This window comes from Salmonella sp. NW722 (assembly GCF_051702785.1).
Classification (GTDB): Bacteria; Pseudomonadota; Gammaproteobacteria; order Enterobacterales; family Enterobacteriaceae; genus Salmonella; species Salmonella enterica.
Map to the genome: position 1 here is coordinate 395,683 of NZ_JAMMIN010000005.1, position 20,216 is coordinate 415,898.

Here is a 20,216-nt window from a genome sequence, read left to right on the forward strand (position 1 = left end):
CACAAAACGTTGCCCCGGAGGATAGAGCTCGTTTACAAAACACCACATTATTCACACTTTATTCTTTCTGTACTATTTAAAGAACTTCCAAACTCATAAAAATAGTTCATATTAGTAATATAATCATGATAATTATCATCATTTAATTCACGTTCCTTCTGCATAACCAACGAAAACAATTCGCTGTCAGACTTAACATCATAGCAACCATGAACTGACATCACAGATAACAAATATATAATTGTCATTTTTTCAAAAGAACTATTTGTGGTGGAAAGTTTGTCTCTCAATAGAGGAATAGCCTTCGATCCCATAGGGGCAATACCATCAGCCATCCATAATGGATATGGTCTTTTAGCACGTGTACCATAATAATAAAAATCATACCTTTTATCTAAAGGCAATCCCTTCATATACACCAAAACATCCTGGATAGAGTGCCCGTTGAGGGTACTCCTGACATATTCAGGAATAGAAGACTGGCAAGCTGTTATCGCCGCAACGAATGATATGACCATAATTATAGAGAAAAATTTTTTTGACATAAATTATCACCTGCATCAGTTATTTTTTTCATATCAGATTTTATTTTATTCCCTGTCGCATAGGCATCCTTTTCAAAACCAATATTTCAAAGTCAGAAAAAATGCACGGCACGATAAGAACATTAGCTGGTATCTGACAATCAATCACTATCACTAAATTTGCGTCATTACCGGATTCTACATATTTAAATAAATACCATCATGATTTCCCAAAATTCCTCCAAGCCAGAGCATGTTCCTTAGATTTTACTCCCAATAACCCCTCTATTTCCCCCCATAAATGTTGATTGGCGTCTGTCGATGTAACTATTGCCTCAACAAGACCTGTTGCTATGGCAGTGGCTAATTCATCATTATCTGAAGTTATTCCATCTTCAATATATTTAAACAATAACTCTTTTTTAACACAATCAAGTTCAGAAAATATCGCTACCAAAGACTTACCAATCTGCGAAAATAGCATAATCAACGGTGACTCATCAGGAATCCAATACTCATTAACGGACCCAATTGTTTCTGATATAGAGTCCGAAAAAGAACTAAGTTTATCCACATAGTCAGCAATAATTTTATCCATTACTCTCCCCTTAAAGCTCGCTGTAAATCTTTCAATATATTCTCTGCCGCCGACCTTCTCACCAGTAGACAATTCATAAAGCACAGCATCCGCAGTGCTTCTGCAAATAGCCCCATTTTAGTTCAATGCATTTTTTGAGAGCCCGGCCAGATTGACCCTGGTTGAGTTGTATCCATTTCTTGTTTGGACCAACATCCCCCCCCAATGCTCTACTTTTCCATCAGAATATGGTCACAGTGGCAAAGGTAGAGTTTTCTCTCCAGCTCATGGTGTGGCTCCAGTTGCCCCGTCATCTGCTCCGGCGTCAGTCCGTCCCTCTTGACTGAAATTCACACAACTCATTGATAATAAAAAAATATTTACATCATAGCTAATTCTTTAATTTTTTCAGTTCTTGTAGCTTGTTTTGAGCACCTATATCACCATTTTTTGAAGCCAATCCCATCCAATAAATAGCTTTGTCCAAATCATAATACTTTGAAAAGGCTGGATTTGTATTGGATAAATAAATACCATAATTATATTGAGCTATGATATTTCCTTGAGATGCAGATATCTCCAAATACCTTAATTGTTCGTCAATGTTATTTATGGTGAAGCAATAATATTGATATAATCGAAATGATGCTTCCGAGTCTCCATCTTTCGATTTGTTTTCAAGCTCGAATTTTTGCCCATCCGTTAGATTATAGATGGTGGAAGTGGATTCCGACCTCCATTTATTACCGTCTTTAGACTTAGTCATTTTGCCACCAAATGTGTAAAATGATACTATTAACATTATAAATACAATAACAAATCGCATTTATTTCCTCATCATATAAATTTATTTTATATCTCCTGGTGTCTGAAGCGCTCCAGTGGTCGTTGATACGGGTTTAATCCCTCCATAAGCCCTATCGGGTCCTGTATGATATTCCTCCTTTGCAGCAAATCATACCATCGACATCAGTTGTAATCTCGACACCAGATAATTTTATATCTCATTAGCAGTAGCACAGATAGACTATTATTCACAAACATTTTCTTTTATTTTTTTTATCGATTCATTAATTTTATCTATAATACGTTCATCTCTAAATTCATTTAATAGTTCATTTAGAATAGGAAGTAATTCTTTACTCCCGGCATTCCCGGCTGCAATAATAATTTCATCAAAAATCACATCTTTCTTAAGTTCTTTAATTATGGTTTCCAGAACACGTTCATCCTTTCTCTCTGCCAGACCTGATATAACCTCAATTCTTATATCATCATTCGTATCCAATAACATCCCCACAAACTCCTCTCTGATATCCTCGGTGTCATATTGATTGAAATTTATAGAAAATGCAGCCCAATTCTTCACGTCGCTATTATTATCACGAAGTAAACATAGCAATAAAGGTATTGTCGAGTTATCATTAATATTTGATAGTGCTGCTGCAATTGCACATCGAACATTTGCCGATTTATCATGAATTACTTTAGTGCATAAATTAATAAATTCCTTTTCGAAATGTTTGTCTTTTTTACAAAAACACCCTAACGCATTGATAATAGAGGCTCTTATCAAGACTGATTTATTGAGTTGGAACATGTTTTCTAAAAAACAAAAAGATTTTCGCAGTTTCTCATATGACATGGTCATTTGACTTAAAATAGTAACTCCAATTTTCTTTTTATAGTTATCCCTGGAATGACAAAGATTCATGGATAAATTAAAAACATCGTCTCCACTTAATATTTGCAGGCAAAATATAGCAGCATTTCTTTTTAAGGGGTCATTATCATACAAAATAGGAGTGAGTTGTTCTATTGTGTAGTTTTTATACTTTTCATATAGAAAAATCTCTCTTCTTTCTTTTTTTTGTTTGTATTTTTCAATAACTTTCATAACGATTATCACTTGGTAATTTTATCTTTGGATTGCCGTGTATGTTTGCATCCCCATGCCTTCATGGTGTACTTGTCTCCAGTGCAGTAAATCTACCATCTGCAATTAACTCTTCGAGCATCTCACATCGGCCAGGTTTCTTACCTGTACTTTGCCCTCGCTCACTTATTAATGAATCAACCAGCTTCTGTATTCCTGTGTTAGCTTGATTAGGCGCGGGTGAGTATGAACGGCAGCGGGCCGGGCAGCGTGAAGTCGGTCTCACCCGGCAGCACCTTCGCCCCCGGCAGCGGGTTTACCGGCCTCGCCGGACGTCATTCCGCCCGGACACACCGAGCACGCCACGCCTGTCGGCGCGCCTATCAGCCCCCCCCCGCAGCCCCTGGACTATCGGGCCACCTTCTGCTGTCATATCATTCTGGCGCGCCGCTGGTTTTCCGCTCATCACTCAATTCCTTTTATTATTTAATTTGATGTGAGGAATAAGGTATGTACGTATTTATCACTTGTGATACTCCTCGTTTTTTATCATTTTCCCCACCAAACAAAACCATTGAACATATCCACCAAATAAAAACCACCCCCATATTGCCACTGTCAAAACATATTCACTGTGAATGGTTGTAAAAATAAAACCAAAAGACAATAAAAATAAAAACAAAACAATAGCAAATATTATTCCTGTCGGAAATGATATTATTACCATCCCATACATCATAATACTATTCAGTTCACTTATATCGTAATTTGAATCTAACTGAGAAAGTCTAAGTAAAGAAACACATAATATAGAGATTGACATTGTTATCCAGATCATTTTTATACTTCTAATAAAGTGTTTCATTATAACACTCCAGTTAAAATAAATCTCATAAGCCGTCCTGCATTATTCCCGGAACATTTCATCTGACATGTTTTTAAAGTATCATTAGACCAATCCTGACAATTATTGACCAATCCAAATTTCATCGGGAACATCCAGTCGGGTAATACGGTATAAAAAGGCCTTGCTCCTTTAAGTTTTTCTTTTAGGCAGCTTTCAATACAATCATTATCTGGTTCGACCGATTCGCACCGGCTAGCATCTTCTCTCGTATCGTTGCTCGCTTTTCCTGGTCCTAACATTCCATCAGTTGGCCATTCTCCTCGTTGATCCTGACCACCACAAACATATCCATTTTCCCCGTCAGGAACACAAAGATATTGATGATTTAAAGGATTACCCCATATATCAGGGCCACTTTTTTCACCCGTACCTCCTAGTGAATGCAATGGTTTAGTACATTTTAGTGTTTCCAATCCTAATGGATCTATATCTGTGACCGGATTCAGCGGATATTTATAAAGGTTTCATCCCCCGGCTAATCCGATAGGATCCTGCGTGATATATATTCCCTGTTCCGGATTGTAATAACGGTACCGGTTGTAATACAGTCCCGACTCCTCATCGTATTGCTGCTCCGGCAGCCGTATCACCTGCTCCAGGTGCTCAGGGTTTTCCTCACCCGACAGGTTTTCCCATTCATTAAACGCTACTAACTTATACAATACTTCTATTAACGCCGATTAACATCTGCGATAGTCTCTAATAACCACGATAATATAGGTTTTTACCTACTGGTCACGATGCAAGCCTCTACTAGCTCTCCTCGTTTGCTGCGTTTTTTCATCACGTAAGTTTTCGATAAGAGCGTCGACATCACGATCAAAGTGTGATGACTTTTTTATATATCGAATGATATCTTCCGATAAAAATTGGTCGGGATCAATAAGTGCCAACCTAACTAATTTCATCAATTCATCTTTAGATGGTTTCTTCTTTAACCACCAATGAAACGCGCCATTCCGATCATGTTCCGAACTATCCTCATGACCAACCTCATATCCATTAAGTTGTTTTAAAAACAATAAATCAGGATACATATCAAGGTCTAACCACTCCATTGGAAAAGACATTAATGTTATAAACTCTATTTTGTTCATAAACCACCTTATTAAACAGGATCCGCACCAGTATATTGAATTTCTCCACCTAACCTTTCGAATATCTCACACATCGACACATCCCCACGCAAACACCCTTCTCAAGCAGCCCCCATTGATATATATTGTAATAGTAAAAGGTCAGCACTTAATAACTTACCAAATTTAAAAATCATCTTCTGCCTGGCAGATAGAATTTTCTTACTTGCATCAGATAGTTTTCTACAAAATGAGCTTTGTTCCTTTGTCATTTTAGTTGAATCTGCTTCAGAAAGAGGTTTCCATGTATCGGTACTTACACGAGGACCATCATTTTTCCCTAAGTGAATATGATCTGGAGCATGGTCAGGCCGAAATCTGTGGCCTCTGGGCCAGGGTTCGCATGTACCGAAGTAGGACCATTAGCCCCAGGGATACCTTGTCCAAGGTTAACCAGCCCCAAAGGGTCACTTCTGCTAATCGGATTTAGTGGATACTGGTACAGGTTCCATCCTCCCATCAGCCCAATCGGATCCTGCGTGATGTACCTTCCCTGTTCCGGATTGTAATAACGGTGCCGGTTGTAATACAGCCCCGATTCCTCATCATATTGCTGCCCCGGCAGCCGTATCACCTGCTCCAGGTACGCCGGATTTTCCTCACCCGACAGGTTTCCCTATTCACCATATTTCCGCACGTCGACAAAGTTATCTTAAATATCAGATCAGTCATGCCTATAGATTGTGTACCATGCGAAACATCGAGCCAACCTATCTGGAATGTATGGAACATGATCTTTTACCCATTTTTCTATATTTTTTTCCTCTGATATTTCAGCCGCACCACTCCATATTGTGATAAAATCATCCTTAAACTCATCTCCAGAATAAAAAATAAACGCCTCATCGGCACCATATGTTTCTATATAGACGATTGAACTATTTTGCTCTTTAAAAAATTCGAGTATATTTAATCGTTCTGTTTTTAGTTGTCTTTTGATATTATTTTGCAAAGAATCTCTTTGTGCAGCACTTAATTTATCAGACATATTAGTACATGGTGTTTTTGCAAATGAAAAACCACAAGCCAGGCAAAATACTAACGTACATTTAAGTATATTTATTCTTATCCATCTCATTATCTCACATCCCCAAATTTCATATTCACCCGATTTTATTATTTCAAAAAAGCTCTTGACATTTCCCCTTCTTATCCTGCAATCATCCTCGTTCATCGCCACATCCAAACGCCAGTACAATTTATTTCTCACATTCCAATGATTTCTCATCGCATTAGAAAATTTTTCTGATGTTAAATCCGATGAACTTATATAATATCTCACCCAACATTTCCTGTTCTTTCTTTCCGCTATGTTTCTCTGAACGAAAAGATACCGTCACACATAGTTTTTTAACCCCTCATTCAAATGTAAAATCAATTAGCTCATCCGGAACATCACTGACAATATGAGTCACATGTTATTTAACATTAAATGAGAAATATATTTCTTTGTAATCTTTAAATAAGGGTGAATCCCCTACGCCCATAAAAATGAACATTATTTTTGTTGGTGGTAATGCCACCTCTGCCTGAAGGCACTGATCTATCAGGGAAAGATCATAACAACCATAACTCAAACATTAATTTATGAATTTAGTAATAACGCAACATTAATCTGTAAAATCCAGCACTGACTTGTATTTAAAAAGTTGTATTTAACGTGCTAAATATACGACCCCTGGTTATTTTATTCTTTATCCAGACGTGTGCAAAAATATACTTTCATACTCTCGTCATGATGCTGAAGGTTAAATTTAATTCATTTTAAAAGGCTAAAACCCGGATGAAGTTCTACCTCGTCACCAAATCAATTTACCACCACCACCTATATAACTTCGGCCTGGGTATGGAAGTATAAACATGTCATCACATTTTTCCCTGGAACACCCCCAGTATATCGTTTCCTTACCATCGGACCATTCTGCCGTGGCAGCAGCATTAATAGAAAAATGCCATTTTTTCTTATTATAAATCAACTCACCCGTTATTTCACAGGGAAACCAGAGCCAAAATCCAGTCATGGTATCACTCATTTCCTTGTATTTATCACTTAACGAAAATATTTTTTCTATCTGACTTGCATTTAAAACCCATTTATTGCATAAGTTTCTATCCCCAGGCTCTTTATTATAAGGACTCATATAATGGGACTGATTTATTTTTAATATCTTCATATCAGCAAAACAATAACTCACAGAGGATAAAAATAGAATCACAAAAATAATCACATTATTCGCTTTCATATTAACACTCTATCCAGGTCGAACGCATACCATTGTCGTTTAGTCGAGCGACGGCGGGCATATAGTTTTCCTCATTATATATTGATGTGATTTTGTATCATTGCAATTATAATATTAAAGTTACCTTACTCAGTTTAGTAAAAAAAGGCAGAACATGTTTGACGTCAATATTATTTAACATTCTATGAAGAAGTACAAATTCAAACTAACAGTTTGCACTTGCTTTTTGAATAAATAATGAGAAATTTTTTATCTGACTTGTTCTTTGCCCTAATTACTACAAATCCGTGAGTTTGTACTCGATTTTACATTATTGTCGATAGTCAGGAATTATTGATATATAATTCAGTAAATTTGACAAATTCGTTTCAGAATGACCTTGCTTTTATGTGAACTTCATTCATTTTTCAAACCGTTTCATATAATCTTTTCATGCAAATTTTCTTGTCATACACATTGAAAACATATAACAAAAATATGTTCACGATATATCCAATTAATATTTCATACCATCATTAACTTCATCATCATAATTTATGAAATATAGAATTATTTTAGTGTGACACGTTTGAGTGGCAACCACTCACCAGGCTGAGAATATGAAAACATTTTCCCTTTTATATAATATGCTTTTCCTTTATTGCTTATCTCAAATTGCGGTGATGGATATGGACATGCATTTTCTTCGTCGCCGTTATAGTATAATGCCAAAACACCAGAATTGATTTTTAAAGAGTAGTCACCAATGCATGTTATCCCCGCATGCCAGGTTGTCATGGATAAAGAAGCACGATTATTTTTACTATCTATCTTTAAATTATATTGTAAAAAAACCTGACTCCCATCATTTAACTCCTCGCCAAGTTCCTCGACTCTAAAGTTACCATCCCATTGTGTTTGAGTAATCGCAAAAGAATTTGCGCTCCATAAGCAAGAAAAAATAAATAGATACTTTATAAAATCGCCCATACCACTAACCCCTGATTTAATATGTAGAAGGTTTCAATTCAGTATTCAGCATTGTCACACTATACACAAAACCATTCAAGTTGCATCAGGGCGGCAAGGATTTGCTATTGCGCAATGCGTAAAAAACATCAAGAAAAATATATTTTTTATAATAAAATCTACTAATAAGTAGATTCAATGGATTCCATCTTATCAATAGGTATTTATCATTTTCTTTTCAACCTCAACCTGATTTCCTCTTAGTACTGAGTATCGTCTGCGATCGTTAATTCTACCTCTGATGATATCTCGTTAAAAAATAACGCTACCGCCATACCCTGGTTTACAAACCTGCACACCCTAAGATTACTCTCTTATCTGCATTAAGAATATCATTGTGTTTTTTTTCGGAATATATAAAGATTACCCATAGTGGATACATAACGTGAGCCAAATTAGTCAAAGACGGGATCACTGACGCTATAATAAGTCAAATGACCTTTTGTATTTTCTTTAATGCATGTTGCCGAGGTGATTTCACCTTTATTTTTTAGTGAATTAGTTTCATATTCAGGAAATGCTTTATTTAAATTCTGAATATTGAGGGGGTGCCATAACATCCTGATAGCAGAAAGATATAAATAAGCAGCCATTTACCCTGATTAAACATATATGCCTCACGCACTACAATCTTCCGTGACCAAATCCAGCAGCGTTAAACTCCACCCTTTGCCCAAGCCATGAAGCTCGCTCAGATGAAAAATCAAACCATCACCCCATTCTTTCGGCACTGCCACCACTCGCTCTGATTGCAGCTCAAGCCGCCTGGCGTTTGCTATACGGGTATCAGACGCCTGATCCCCATTATCCGCTCCATTCACCATGCTAAACGTCAGCAGCGCATTATTAGTACCGGTATAGCTGACAAAAAAACCGGCGTGATCCCATCCCTTTTCACAAACGTACTCAACCTCCGTGTGGTGATCAAATTCGTTATCCACAGGAATATGCTCTGAAAACCAACCTACCTGCCCCAACAGGTAGTTAAAACCGGGTATCGGCTTATTAATATCAAAACTTTTCATCCACTTATAATCAACCCCAGCCCCAATTCGGTACAGCACATACATCCCAACTTTTTTATCAATCAGGGCATTAATTTTCGCGTTGTCTCGCTGCTGAAAAGCGATAATCACCTGTCTTGCCGTCTCTTCAAACGACGGAGCGGCACAAACGGGATGCGCGACCATTCCCAGCAGACTCAACGCGATGGCCGTGCGGCTCATTTTCATCATTGGCTCTCCATTAACATCCGGTGTTCTATTAGCGCCAATATACTCTCGCAATATTTACTCGGCCTGTCCGTAAGCGTACAATGCCCGCCCTTAAAGTGAGGACTCTCCTCAAGCCGCCTCATCAGGTGAGGCGGATCTGACCTGTCATCAGAACGAGAAAATGATGTTTAAACCAGAACTTCTTTCGCCGGCGGGAACGCTGAAAAATATGCGTTACGCTTTCGCTTACGGTGCCGATGCCGTCTATGCGGGCCAACCACGCTACTCTTTACGCGTGCGTAATAACGAATTCAATCACGAAAATTTGCAGCTTGGTATCAACGAAGCCCACGCGCTCGGAAAAAAATTCTACGTGGTGGTGAACATCGCCCCGCATAACGCCAAGCTCAAAACCTTTATCCGTGACCTGAAACCCGTCGTCGAGATGGGCCCGGATGCGCTGATCATGTCCGATCCAGGGTTGATTATGCTGGTACGCGAGCACTTCCCGGCAATGCCGATTCACCTGTCGGTACAGGCTAACGCCGTAAACTGGGCGACGGTAAAATTCTGGCAGCAGATGGGGCTGACCCGTGTGATTCTCTCCCGCGAGCTGTCGCTGGAAGAGATTGAGGAAATTCGCCAGCAGGTGCCGAATATGGAAATAGAAATTTTCGTCCACGGCGCGCTATGCATGGCCTATTCCGGCCGCTGCCTGCTTTCCGGCTACATCAATAAACGCGATCCGAATCAGGGCACCTGCACCAATGCCTGCCGTTGGGAATATAACGTGCAGGAAGGAAAAGAAGACGTTGTCGGCAACATCGTGCATAAGCATGAACCGATTCCGGTACAGAACGTTGAGCCGACGCTCGGTATCGGCGCGCCGACGGATAAAGTGTTTATGATAGAAGAGGCCCAAAGACCGGGCGAATACATGACCGCGTTCGAAGACGAGCATGGCACCTATATCATGAACTCAAAAGATTTGCGCGCTATCGCCCACGTGGAGCGCCTGACGAAAATGGGCGTCCACTCGCTGAAAATCGAAGGCCGCACCAAATCCTTTTATTACTGCGCCCGTACCGCGCAGGTCTACCGTAAGGCCATCGACGACGCCGCCGCGGGTAAACCCTTCGACCCTACGCTGCTGGAAACGTTGGAAGGTCTGGCTCATCGCGGCTATACCGAAGGTTTCCTGCGTCGCCATACGCACGACGATTACCAGAATTACGAGTACGGGTACTCCGTTTCCGAACGCCAGCAATTTGTCGGCGAGTTCACCGGCGAGCGTAAAGGCCAACTGGCGGCCGTGGCGGTGAAGAATAAATTCTCCGTTGGCGATAGTCTGGAGCTGATGACACCGCAGGGAAATATCAATTTCACCCTGGAACAGATGGAGAATGCCAAAGGCGACGCTATGCCGGTGGCGCCTGGCGATGGCTATACCGTCTGGATGCCCGTCCCGCAGGACGTTACGCTGGATTACGCACTATTGATGCGTAATTTCTCAGGCGAATCAACGCGTAACCCCCATGCTAAGTAGTTAATTGCGGTTATTTTTTCATGACGGGAAGATTCTTAGAAATTGATCACATACCGCTTCGCTCAATGCGGGTATTATTCAACGCGCTGAAAAACATAACCCATAAATGCTAGCTGTACCAGGAACCACCTCCTTGGCCTGCGTAATCTCCCTTACGCAGGCTTATTTTTTGCGTTTAATCAATAAAAAAGTGGTACTTCCCGCCATATCCAAAATTGACCACACTAACCAAAGCGCAAATGGGCGCTTAGGTTTACAGACCTCCACTATTCATGGCCAGCCAGCAAGTCACAATCCTCCCGCATCCGGTCAGACTCAGGACTTAGCATTCTGACGTTTACGTTTAACATCAGTGAATTAAATCAATAACTGCTTTGTGCGGACTTACACAAAAAGTTTCCAGGTTATTAAATTAAGGTTAAAAACTGATAATTTAAGCGTGTAAAAATATGGCACGTTTTAATGCCGCTTTTACAAGGATTAAAATAATGTTTTCCCGGATTAGAGATTTGATTTCATGTCAAAGTAATACTCAAACCATCGCACCTACGCTCAGTCCACCTTCATCAGGCCATGTAAGTTTTGCTGGGGTTGATTATCCTCTATTACCACTAGATCACCAAACGCCGCTCGTTTTTCAGTGGTTTGAACGCAATCCAGATAGATTTGGTCAAAACGAAATTCCCATTATCAATACGCAGAAAAACCCTTATCTTAATAATATTATCAATGCTGCTATAATAGAAAAAGAAAGAATTATTGGTATTTTCGTTGATGGCGATTTTAGCAAGGGACAAAGAAAAGCATTGGGAAAATTGGAACAAAATTATAGAAACATAAAGGTTATTTACAATTCTGACCTTAATTATAGCATGTATGATAAAAAGTTAACGACGATTTATTTAGAAAACATCACCAAACTGGAAGCTCAGTCAGCAAGTGAACGAGATGAGGTCTTGCTTAACGGGGTAAAAAAAAGCCTGGAAGATGTCTTGAAAAACAATCCGGAGGAAACGCTTATTTCATCTCATAATAAAGAAAAAGGTCACTTATGGTTTGACTTCTACAGAAATCTTTTCCTGCTAAAAGGAAGCGATGTTTTTCTGGAAGCTGGTAAACCTGGTTGTCATCATCTGCAACCAGGCGGCGGTTGCATATATCTTGATGCAGATATGTTACTTACTGATAAACTCGGTACTTTGTATTTACCTGATGGTATCGCTATCCATGTAAGTCGTAAAGATAATCATGTTAGCCTTGAAAATGGGATTATTGCTGTTAACCGCAGCGAGCATCCAGCATTAATAAAAGGACTCGAAATTATGCACAGTAAACCTTATGGCGATCCCTATAATGACTGGCTCAGTAAAGGGTTGAGGCATTATTTTGACGGTTCTCATATACAAGATTATGACGCATTTTGCGATTTCATTGAATTTAAACACGAAAATATCATTATGAACACAAGCAGTTTAACTGCCAGTTCTTGGAGGTAATCATGATAGCCTTGTTTTACTCACCCTTCCCACCGTCACGTATAATCGGTATCCAGAGTTATTCCTTTATCCTGTAAAATGTGATACAGATTCTCCATTGATCTAATAACTACCTCAATTTCACATTCAAGTTTCTCTACAGAACTTTCATTGAGTGAGAAGTTGAGAGCCAGTAATAATGATTGTGAGTTATTATCATAACACAAATGTGGTCCATTATTCTCTGCAAACCATAAATTAGCATTGAGAAATTCAAAAGCAAGATTATTATTATCCGGAGGTCTTCCGCAAAAACCGTATATCATTATATACTCACTGTTAGTGCTTGTTAGTAAGATACGGTAACGGTTATCTATAATAAATGAGCATAATCTGTTTTCGTCAAAGACAATTGAATCGGTATTTAATTTTAGTGAAAACTGTCTTAATAAGCGATCGGCTCTTGAATACATAACACCCCATACTCTATTTAAAGCGTTTCTATATAAGTCATAAGCCTCTGGTCTGGACGCTTAACACCCCGTGTCATCGTCAGAATTCGTCTTTTCCCTATGACTTGCTGTGTTTGCTCATTTATGGCCAGGCTGGCCGGGTTCTGACGCCATTTGCGCTAAGGTATAGTCCGGCGCATATTCCCATCATACCAATTCCCCCCATGCCAAACGATGCGCCTAAAACCGTCAGAGCGGTAGTATATGCAGCACCACTACTGACACTGGCGACAGCCCCTGAGCATACCCCACTGAAAATACCTGTAAACAATGCCGTGGTTCCCACGCATATTAAACATCTGGGTTTATTGCCGTGAGCGTTAAACTCAACGATTTCAGCTGCCGGAATTTCTTCATTACACCGTTCAGAAGGGGAGAGCAATGGCGTTTGCGCATTCACGCCTGAAGTAACATTCATATAAACCTCTTCATGCACATGCCTGTTTATGTTTATGATAAAAGCGATACCTCAGGCAACGGTACGACTATAAGACACCGCGCTAAGTCATCATCTAAATAGGTTTTATTTGATAACAAGAATAGTGTACTGCTAATAGTGCGCCTTGTTCCTGCCAAAGCAGTCTAAAGAACATTTCGATTTTATGCTATTAAAAAGTATGTTTGGTAATAAATATCAGGTTTTTATCTGATATTATGAAGTTTGAAATTAATACTGATAACTGACGTATGTTCGTCTTGTTAATTCTCCGTTTCGTTATTAAAGGCGCTATATCGGAAAGCGTCTGACTACCCCTTGTGGTTTCCTTGCACTCTTACAAGCGATACTCAATGCGCATACCGGCATCTCTCTTGTCGCCATTTGCCTTAAACCATGCTTCACTTACCGCTGCGTACAGCAGGAAGAAAAACGGTAAAGCAATAAGTGCGCAACATTTCAATTTTCATCCTGTTCTGACCTCGCTTTTTCATTTCTGCTATACACTTTCTGGAGATTGTTGTTCAACCTATTAAGGCATAACGGATGGCTAACTTTCCCGCCAGCTTACTGATCCTCAATGGCAAAAGCGCTGATAACCAGCCGCTACGTGAGGCCATTACTCTACTTCGCGACGAAGGTATACAGATTCACGTTCGGGTAACCTGGGAAAAAGGCGACGCGCAGCGTTACGTTGATGAAGCCCGTAGACTGGGCGTTGAAACGGTGATTGCCGGCGGCGGAGACGGTACCATTAATGAAGTGTCGACCGCGCTCATCCAGATCCGCGACGGCGTAGCCCCTGCACTGGGCCTTTTGCCGCTCGGCACTGCCAACGATTTTGCCACCAGCGCCGGTATTCCTGAAGCGCTGGACAAAGCGCTGAAACTGGCGATTGCCGGAAACGCGATGGAAGTTGATATGGCCAGGGTCAATGATAAAACCTGTTTTATCAATATGGCGACGGGCGGTTTTGGCACCCGCATTACCACCGAAACGCCGGAAAAACTTAAAGCCGCGTTGGGCGGCGTCTCCTATCTTATTCACGGTCTGATGAGAATGGATACGCTGACCCCTGACCGCTGCGAAATACGTGGCGAAAACTTTCACTGGCAGGGAGATGCCCTGGTGATCGGCATCGGCAACGGTCGTCAGGCCGGCGGCGGGCAGCAATTATGTCCCACCGCGCTGATTAACGACGGGCTGTTACAGCTACGGATTTTTACCGGCGAAGAACTGCTGCCGGCGCTGTTTTCCACACTCACGCAGTCAGATGACAATCCGAATATTATTGACGGCGCCTCAGCGTGGTTTGATATTCATGCGCCGCATGAAATCACGTTCAATCTGGATGGCGAACCACTCAGCGGACAAGAATTTCATATTGAGGTGCTGCCTGGCGCATTACGCTGTCGGCTGCCGCCAGACTGCCCGTTGCTACGTTAATAACACCTGTCGCTGGCCGGATGCGCTCACATCCGGCTTTTCTTCGTTGAACTCAGGCGATGGTGACTTTGCTATCCAGATAGACATCTTGTACGGCGTTAATCAACTTCACGCCATCAGCCATCGATTTCTTAAAGGCTTTACGTCCCAGAATTAGCCCCATTCCACCGGCTCGTTTGTTGATCACCGCGGTACGAACCGCGTCGCCGAGATCAGTGTCACCGCCGTCCGCGCCGCCGGAGTTGATAAGCCCGGCGCGTCCCATATAGCAGTTCGCCAACTGGTAACGAACCAAATCAATCGGGTTATCGCTGGTCAGTTTGCTGTACACGCGATCGTCGGTATAGCCGAAGTTGACCGCTTTATAACCGCCATTATTCTCGGCCATTTTCTGTTTCACAATATCCGCGCCAATCGTAGCGGCCAGATGGTTGGCTTGCCCCGTCAGGTCAGCGGATACATGGTAATCAACGCCGTCTTTTTTAAAGGAAGAATTACGCAGGTAAGCCCACAATACGGTCACCATACCCAGCTCATGCGCACGCTCAAAAGCGGCGGAGATCTCTTCAATCTGGCGACGAGACTGTTCCGAACCGAAATAGATCGTCGCGCCTACCGCCACGGCGCCCATATTGAACGCCTGCTCAACGCTGGCGTACAGGGTCTGATCGTACTCTGTCGGATAGCTCAATGTTTCGTTGTGATTCAGTTTGACCAAAAACGGAATACGGTGCGCATAGCGCCGTGAAACTGAGGCCAGTACGCCGTAGGTAGAGGCCACGCAGTTACAGCCGGCCTCAATCGCCAATTCAACAATGTTTTTTGGGTCAAAGTAGCGCGGGTTGGCCGCAAAAGAAGCGCCGGCGGAGTGCTCCACTCCCTGATCGACGGGCAGTATCGAAAGGTATCCTGTTCCCGCCAGGCGTCCAGTATTATAGAGCGTCTGCATATTACGCAGAACGGCTGGTGGACGATTATTGTCAATCATCACCCGGTCAACGTAATCCTTGCCGGGTAGATAAAGCTGATCGGAAGGAATGGTCATACAACGATGCTGTAAAAGGCTGTCGGCGTCTTTGCCAAGCAACTGCGCAATATCAGTCATAGCTATGCTCCCGTAAGTTCCGATAGGGTATCGGAAGGTGAATAGTCCTGCCCCGCAGATTGCGGGTCGCAATAAGCCTGGTACTGACCGACCATTTTTGCCAACTTTAGCGCATTTTTTCGGCGCTATCTGCTGACTCGATTCACGTCCGAAAAAGTGTTAGATCGGTCAAAATTAATGCTCAATGGTATTTAAAAGGTACTATTAAATGGTATTGTCGTGGCGTACCTTACCTGTCATGAAGGATTCAAAAATGAAAACGACCTTTAAACTGTCGTTCATGATGTTCGTGGAGTGGTTTATCTGGGGTGCCTGGTTCGTCCCCCTGTGGCTATGGCTAAATAAAAGCGGGTTTTCCGCCGGTGAAATAGGCTGGTCTTATGCCTGTACCGCCATTGCGGCGATCCTGTCGCCGATTCTGGTCGGCTCCGTTACCGACCGTTTTTTCTCGGCGCAAAAAGTCCTGGCGGTACTGATGTTTGCAGGCGCCGTGCTGATGTATTTCGCGGCGCAGCAAACCACCTTTGCCGGATTCTTTCCGCTGCTTCTGGCCTATTCATTGACCTATATGCCGACCATCGCGCTGACAAACAGCATTGCCTTCGCTAACGTACCGGACGTTGAACGCGATTTTCCACGCATTCGCGTTATGGGAACCATTGGGTGGATAGCCTCCGGCCTCGCCTGTGGATTCCTGCCGCAAATGTTAGGCTATAACGATATTTCCCCCACCAACATTCCACTGCTCATAACCGCCGCAAGTTCAGCGTTGCTGGGCGTATTTGCGTTCTGTCTGCCAGACACGCCGCCAAAAAGCACCGGCAAGATGGATATTAAAGTGATGCTGGGGCTGGATGCGCTGGTCCTGCTGCGCGATAAAAACTTTCTCGTTTTCTTCTTCTGTTCCTTTCTGTTTGCGATGCCGCTGGCCTTCTACTACATCTTCGCTAACGGCTATCTGACGGAAGTGGGAATGAAAAACGCCACCGGCTGGATGACGCTCGGCCAGTTCTCTGAAATCTTCTTTATGCTGGCGCTGCCCTTTTTCACTAAGCGCTTTGGTATTAAAAAGGTATTATTACTTGGTCTTATTACCGCTGCGATCCGCTACGGCTTTTTTGTCTATGGCGGCGCGGAAACGTACTTCACTTATGCCCTGCTGTTCCTCGGTATTTTGCTGCACGGCGTGAGTTACGATTTCTACTACGTCACCGCCTACATTTATGTCGATAAAAAAGCGCCGGTTCATATGCGTACCGCTGCGCAAGGGCTTATCACCCTCTGCTGTCAGGGATTCGGCAGCCTGCTGGGCTATCGTCTCGGCGGCGTGATGATGGAAAAAATGTTTGCTTATCCGCAACCGGTTAACGGTCTGACATTCAACTGGGCGGGCATGTGGACGTTTGGCGCAGTGATGATTGCCGTCATCGCGCTACTGTTTATGATTTTCTTTCGCGAATCGGACAAAGAGATCACTGCTATTGACGATCGCGATATTGCGTTGACACAAGGGGAAGTAAAATGAAAGCAGAACGTATTCTCGGTGCTCTTTACGGGCAAGCGTTAGGGGATGCGATGGGAATGCCCTCTGAGCTGTGGCCGAGAACGCGCGTCAAAGCGCATTTCGGCTGGATTGACCGCTTTCTGCCCGGGCCAAAAGAGAATAATGCCGCCTGCTATTTTAACCGCGCGGAGTTTACGGATGATACCGCAATGGCACTCTGCCTGGCCGACGCGCTACTCGAATGCGAAGGCAGCATTGATCCCGAGATTATTGGACGTAACATCCTCGCCTGGGCGGAACGCTTTGATGCGTTCAATAAAAATGTACTCGGCCCGACGTCAAAAATTGCGCTGAACGCGATTCGCGACGGCAAACCCATCGCGGCGCTGGAAAATAACGGCGTGACTAACGGCGCGGCCATGCGCGTTTCGCCGTTGGGCTGCCTGTTGCCGCCAACTAACCTGACAGCCTTTATAGCAGAAGTAGCGTTAGCCTCCAGCCCGACGCATAAATCCGATCTGGCGGTGGCTGGCGCCGTGGTTGTCGCCTGGGCCGTCTCGCGAGCGGTTAACGGCGACACGTGGCAAAGAATTGCCGACTCGCTCCCCGCCGTCGCCCATCAGGCGCAGACAGCGCGTATTACCACGTTTAGCGCCTCGCTATCGTCACGTCTGGAACTGGCGCTAAACATTGTCCGCCGCGCCGACGGCGTCGAATCTGCCAGCGAACAGCTCTATCAGATCATCGGCGCGGGAACCAGCACCATTGAATCGGTTCCCTGCGCTATCGCCATGGTGGAACTGGCGAATACCGATCCTAACCGCTGTGCCGTGCTGTGCGCTAACCTCGGCGGCGATACCGACACTATCGGCGCGATGGCTACCGCCATTTGCGGCGCGTTGCACGGGGTAAGCGCCATTAACCCCCAGTTAAAGCAAACGCTGGACGAGGTTAATCAGCTGGATTTTGCGCGCTATGCCGTTGCGCTGGCGAGTTATCGTCAACGGCGGGAGGCACTATGAACGGCGCACGGTTGCTGACATTATTACCGACCCTGCATACCCGGCGTCCGCTCACCGTTATCGGCGCGGCAGTGGTCGATATCATTGCCGACGCCTGGACGTTGCCGCGTCGCGGAGGCGATATTGAACTGCAACAACAGAGCGTCAATGTCGGCGGCTGTGCGCTGAATATTGCCGTGGCGTTGAAACGACTGGGGATTGACGCCAGCAATGCGCTGCCGCTGGGCCAGGGCGTGTGGGCGGAGAGGATTCGCCGCCGTCTGGCAAAAGAGGAATTATCCAGCGTGATTGACGCGGTTGAAGGGGATAACGGCTGGTGTCTGGCGTTAGTCGAACCGGATGGCGAACGCACGTTTATGTCTTTTAGCGGCGTGGAAAACCAGTGGAATGCGGACTGGCTGTCGCAGCTCAGGACACCGCGGGACAGTCTTGTCTACCTGTCCGGTTATCAACTGGCCTCGTCCTGTGGCGAACCACTGATCCAGTGGCTGGAAACCGTCGACGATGTCACGCCTTTTATCGATTTTGGCCCACGAATCGGTGATATTACAGACGACGCAATGGCGCGCATTATGGCCTGCCGACCCATCGTCTCCCTCAACCGCCAGGAAGCCATCATCGCTGCGGAACGCGCCGGGCTTGCGACCGATACGCGCACTTTCGGCGAAGCATGGGTAAAACGCTTTTCCGCGCCGCTGGTGGTGCGCCACGATAAAGACGGAGCGTGGTATTTTAGCGCGCAATCTTCCGGCGTTGTACCAGCGTTTCCGGCAACCGTGGTGGATACCATCGGCGCGGGCGACAGCCATGCTGGCGGCGTGCTGGCAGGACTGGCGTCAGGCTGGCCGCTCGCGGATGCCGTACTGCTGGGAAATGCGGTGGCAAGCTGGGTGGTCGGGCATCGCGGCGGCGACTGCGCGCCCACGCGCGAGGCGCTACTCCTCGCACACAAAAACGTATAGGTCGCTACGACAATAACTGATGCTGTATTCAATAGGCCGCTGCTGCTGATCGAGCGCCACCTGCTTAATCACCAGCACCGGCACTTTACCATCCATTTGAATATGCGACTGAAACTCATCATCCGGCATCCGGGCGCTGACGCGGGATCGGGTACGCTGAGGGTAAATGTGCTGGCGACGAAAATAGTCATACAACGAAATGCCAATCGCGTCGACATCATGAATCAGATGCGCGGGCACCCAGGACTCTTCAATCGATACCGCGTCCTCATCAACATAACGAATGCGTTTGAGTAAAAAGACGTCGCTGCCTGCGGGGATCGCCAGGTGCTGCGCGACCTCATCCGGACAACTTACCACGCGTTTGTTAACCCATAGCGTATCCGGTTTTTTGCCGCGCAAGACAACCTGCTGAGAAAATCCCCGCGCCTCTTTCAGGGAATATTCAAAGATATTATTGATTTGCGTACCGTAGCCACGGGCGCGCGTGACGACCCCCTCTTCTTCCAGCGCCTGCATCGCTTTCCGTACCGTGATACGCGAGACGCCAGTAAGCTGGCTGAGATCGCGTTCGCCAGGCAAAATATTACCGTGCTCAAGAATACCGATGCGCACGGCATCCTTTACCGTCTGGGCGAATTTCATGTATAGCGGCGTATTATCCGCCGCTGAAATTCGTTCATTCAGTTGCGCGATGAGCCGGGTATGCGCTTGTTCCATTTA

At 44.1% G+C, this 20,216-nt stretch carries 22 protein-coding genes and 4 pseudogenes; 6 read left to right on the plus strand and 20 right to left on the minus strand.

All coding sequences use genetic code 11. The features are described 5' to 3' along the window. Positions 1–47 precede the first annotated feature (47 nt). The 16 genes and pseudogenes from NA330_RS14965 to NA330_RS15040 all read right to left on the minus strand — a co-directional run bounded on the left by NA330_RS14965 (position 48) and on the right by NA330_RS15040 (position 9,506). Positions 48–545, minus strand: a complete 498-nt coding sequence (locus NA330_RS14965; RefSeq protein WP_000037401.1) for a hypothetical protein — start codon at positions 543–545, stop codon at positions 48–50. Between the two features lie 199 nt (positions 546–744). Further along, entirely contained in the window at positions 745–1,122 is a 378-nt protein-coding gene (locus NA330_RS14970) for a hypothetical protein (RefSeq protein ID WP_023242119.1), read from the minus strand. A gap of 370 nt (positions 1,123–1,492) precedes the next feature. Continuing rightward, positions 1,493–1,867 (minus strand): sel1 repeat family protein, encoded by a 375-nt coding sequence (locus NA330_RS14975; RefSeq protein WP_049828069.1) that lies wholly within the window; start codon positions 1,865–1,867, stop codon positions 1,493–1,495. A gap of 264 nt (positions 1,868–2,131) precedes the next feature. Then, positions 2,132–2,998, minus strand: a complete 867-nt coding sequence (locus NA330_RS14980) for a HEAT repeat domain-containing protein (RefSeq protein WP_023242121.1) — start codon at positions 2,996–2,998, stop codon at positions 2,132–2,134. Positions 2,999–3,059: 61 nt separating this feature from the next. After that, positions 3,060–3,263: a polymorphic toxin type 34 domain-containing protein gene (locus NA330_RS14985; protein ID WP_071786064.1), complete on the minus strand. Its 204-nt coding sequence runs from the start codon at positions 3,261–3,263 to the stop codon at positions 3,060–3,062. Further along, positions 3,214–3,443 (minus strand): annotated as a pseudogene (locus NA330_RS14990) (DUF6531 domain-containing protein); the annotation flags it as partial. The gene NA330_RS14985 and the pseudogene NA330_RS14990, both read right to left, overlap by 50 nt. Positions 3,444–3,500: 57 nt before the next feature. Further along, positions 3,501–3,842, minus strand: a complete 342-nt coding sequence (locus NA330_RS14995) for a hypothetical protein (RefSeq protein ID WP_023181949.1) — start codon at positions 3,840–3,842, stop codon at positions 3,501–3,503. After that, positions 3,842–4,297 carry a hypothetical protein gene (locus NA330_RS15000; protein ID WP_181317980.1) on the minus strand — a complete coding sequence of 152 codons (456 nt, stop codon included), beginning with the start codon at positions 4,295–4,297 and terminating at the stop codon, positions 3,842–3,844. Before NA330_RS15000 ends, NA330_RS14995 begins: the two co-directional genes overlap by 1 nt. A gap of 54 nt (positions 4,298–4,351) precedes the next feature. Further along, positions 4,352–4,528: pseudogene (locus NA330_RS15005) on the minus strand (RHS repeat-associated core domain-containing protein); the annotation flags it as partial. 84 nt (positions 4,529–4,612) lie between these two features. Further along, the gene (locus NA330_RS15010) at positions 4,613–4,981 is read right to left on the minus strand and encodes a hypothetical protein (RefSeq protein WP_023216344.1); all 369 of its coding nucleotides are present in this window, start codon (positions 4,979–4,981) and stop codon (positions 4,613–4,615) included. A 319-nt stretch (positions 4,982–5,300) separates the two neighbouring features. Next, positions 5,301–5,636 (minus strand): annotated as a pseudogene (locus NA330_RS15015) (RHS repeat-associated core domain-containing protein); the annotation flags it as partial. A 417-nt stretch (positions 5,637–6,053) separates the two neighbouring features. Beyond that, positions 6,054–6,429: pseudogene (locus tag NA330_RS15020) on the minus strand (ISAs1 family transposase); the annotation flags it as partial. A 390-nt stretch (positions 6,430–6,819) separates the two neighbouring features. Beyond that, positions 6,820–7,263 carry a hypothetical protein gene (locus tag NA330_RS15025; RefSeq protein WP_000646715.1) on the minus strand — a complete coding sequence of 148 codons (444 nt, stop codon included), beginning with the start codon at positions 7,261–7,263 and terminating at the stop codon, positions 6,820–6,822. 549 nt (positions 7,264–7,812) lie between these two features. After that, positions 7,813–8,232 carry a hypothetical protein gene (locus NA330_RS15030; RefSeq protein ID WP_024149248.1) on the minus strand — a complete coding sequence of 140 codons (420 nt, stop codon included), beginning with the start codon at positions 8,230–8,232 and terminating at the stop codon, positions 7,813–7,815. Between the two features lie 434 nt (positions 8,233–8,666). After that, on the minus strand, positions 8,667–8,864 hold the full coding sequence (locus NA330_RS15035; RefSeq protein WP_001805514.1) for a hypothetical protein: 198 nt from the start codon (positions 8,862–8,864) through the stop codon (positions 8,667–8,669). Between the two features lie 24 nt (positions 8,865–8,888). Next, entirely contained in the window at positions 8,889–9,506 is a 618-nt protein-coding gene (locus tag NA330_RS15040) for a hypothetical protein (RefSeq protein ID WP_023242123.1), read from the minus strand. Between the two features lie 163 nt (positions 9,507–9,669). Here NA330_RS15040 and trhP point away from each other — a divergent pair, with 163 nt between their 5' ends. Both trhP and sseK2 read left to right on the plus strand, forming a co-directional pair. After that, on the plus strand, positions 9,670–11,031 hold the full coding sequence (gene trhP, locus NA330_RS15045; protein WP_023242124.1) for a prephenate-dependent tRNA uridine(34) hydroxylase TrhP: 1,362 nt from the start codon (positions 9,670–9,672) through the stop codon (positions 11,029–11,031). A 449-nt stretch (positions 11,032–11,480) separates the two neighbouring features. Further along, positions 11,481–12,527: a type III secretion system effector arginine glycosyltransferase SseK2 gene (gene sseK2 / locus NA330_RS15050; RefSeq protein ID WP_077943779.1), complete on the plus strand. Its 1,047-nt coding sequence runs from the start codon at positions 11,481–11,483 to the stop codon at positions 12,525–12,527. Between the two features lie 35 nt (positions 12,528–12,562). Here the strand turns inward: sseK2 and NA330_RS15055 are convergent, their stop codons facing one another. Continuing rightward, a complete protein-coding gene (locus tag NA330_RS15055; protein ID WP_001540404.1) occupies positions 12,563–12,979 on the minus strand; it encodes a CesT family type III secretion system chaperone in 417 nt (138 codons plus the stop codon). 121 nt (positions 12,980–13,100) lie between these two features. Continuing rightward, positions 13,101–13,436, minus strand: coding sequence for a type III secretion system effector SteD (gene steD / locus NA330_RS15060; RefSeq protein ID WP_006497691.1), 336 nt, complete (start codon positions 13,434–13,436; stop codon positions 13,101–13,103). A 564-nt stretch (positions 13,437–14,000) separates the two neighbouring features. On the opposite strand from steD, the gene yegS reads away from it, so the two are divergent. Beyond that, positions 14,001–14,900, plus strand: coding sequence for a lipid kinase YegS (yegS, locus tag NA330_RS15065; protein WP_023242126.1), 900 nt, complete (start codon positions 14,001–14,003; stop codon positions 14,898–14,900). Positions 14,901–14,952: 52 nt separating this feature from the next. Here the strand turns inward: yegS and fbaB are convergent, their stop codons facing one another. After that, complete coding sequence (gene fbaB / locus NA330_RS15070) at positions 14,953–16,005, minus strand: class I fructose-bisphosphate aldolase (RefSeq protein ID WP_000129590.1); 1,053 nt, start codon at positions 16,003–16,005, stop codon at positions 14,953–14,955. Positions 16,006–16,258: 253 nt separating this feature from the next. On the opposite strand from fbaB, the gene NA330_RS15075 reads away from it, so the two are divergent. Genes NA330_RS15075 through NA330_RS15085 form a run of 3 tightly spaced genes read left to right on the plus strand, consistent with a single transcriptional unit; the run spans position 16,259 to position 19,493 of the window. Further along, positions 16,259–17,530 (plus strand): nucleoside permease, encoded by a 1,272-nt coding sequence (locus tag NA330_RS15075; RefSeq protein WP_000858692.1) that lies wholly within the window; start codon positions 16,259–16,261, stop codon positions 17,528–17,530. Then, entirely contained in the window at positions 17,527–18,531 is a 1,005-nt protein-coding gene (locus NA330_RS15080) for an ADP-ribosylglycohydrolase family protein (protein ID WP_023242127.1), read from the plus strand. Before NA330_RS15075 ends, NA330_RS15080 begins: the two co-directional genes overlap by 4 nt. Further along, complete coding sequence (locus tag NA330_RS15085) at positions 18,528–19,493, plus strand: PfkB family carbohydrate kinase (RefSeq protein WP_023242128.1); 966 nt, start codon at positions 18,528–18,530, stop codon at positions 19,491–19,493. The genes NA330_RS15080 and NA330_RS15085 overlap by 4 nt, the downstream gene beginning before the upstream one ends. On the opposite strand, the gene NA330_RS15090 is transcribed toward NA330_RS15085, so the two are convergent. Then, positions 19,467–20,213 carry a GntR family transcriptional regulator gene (locus NA330_RS15090; RefSeq protein WP_023242129.1) on the minus strand — a complete coding sequence of 249 codons (747 nt, stop codon included), beginning with the start codon at positions 20,211–20,213 and terminating at the stop codon, positions 19,467–19,469. The genes NA330_RS15085 and NA330_RS15090 overlap by 27 nt on opposite strands. Positions 20,214–20,216 lie beyond the last annotated feature (3 nt).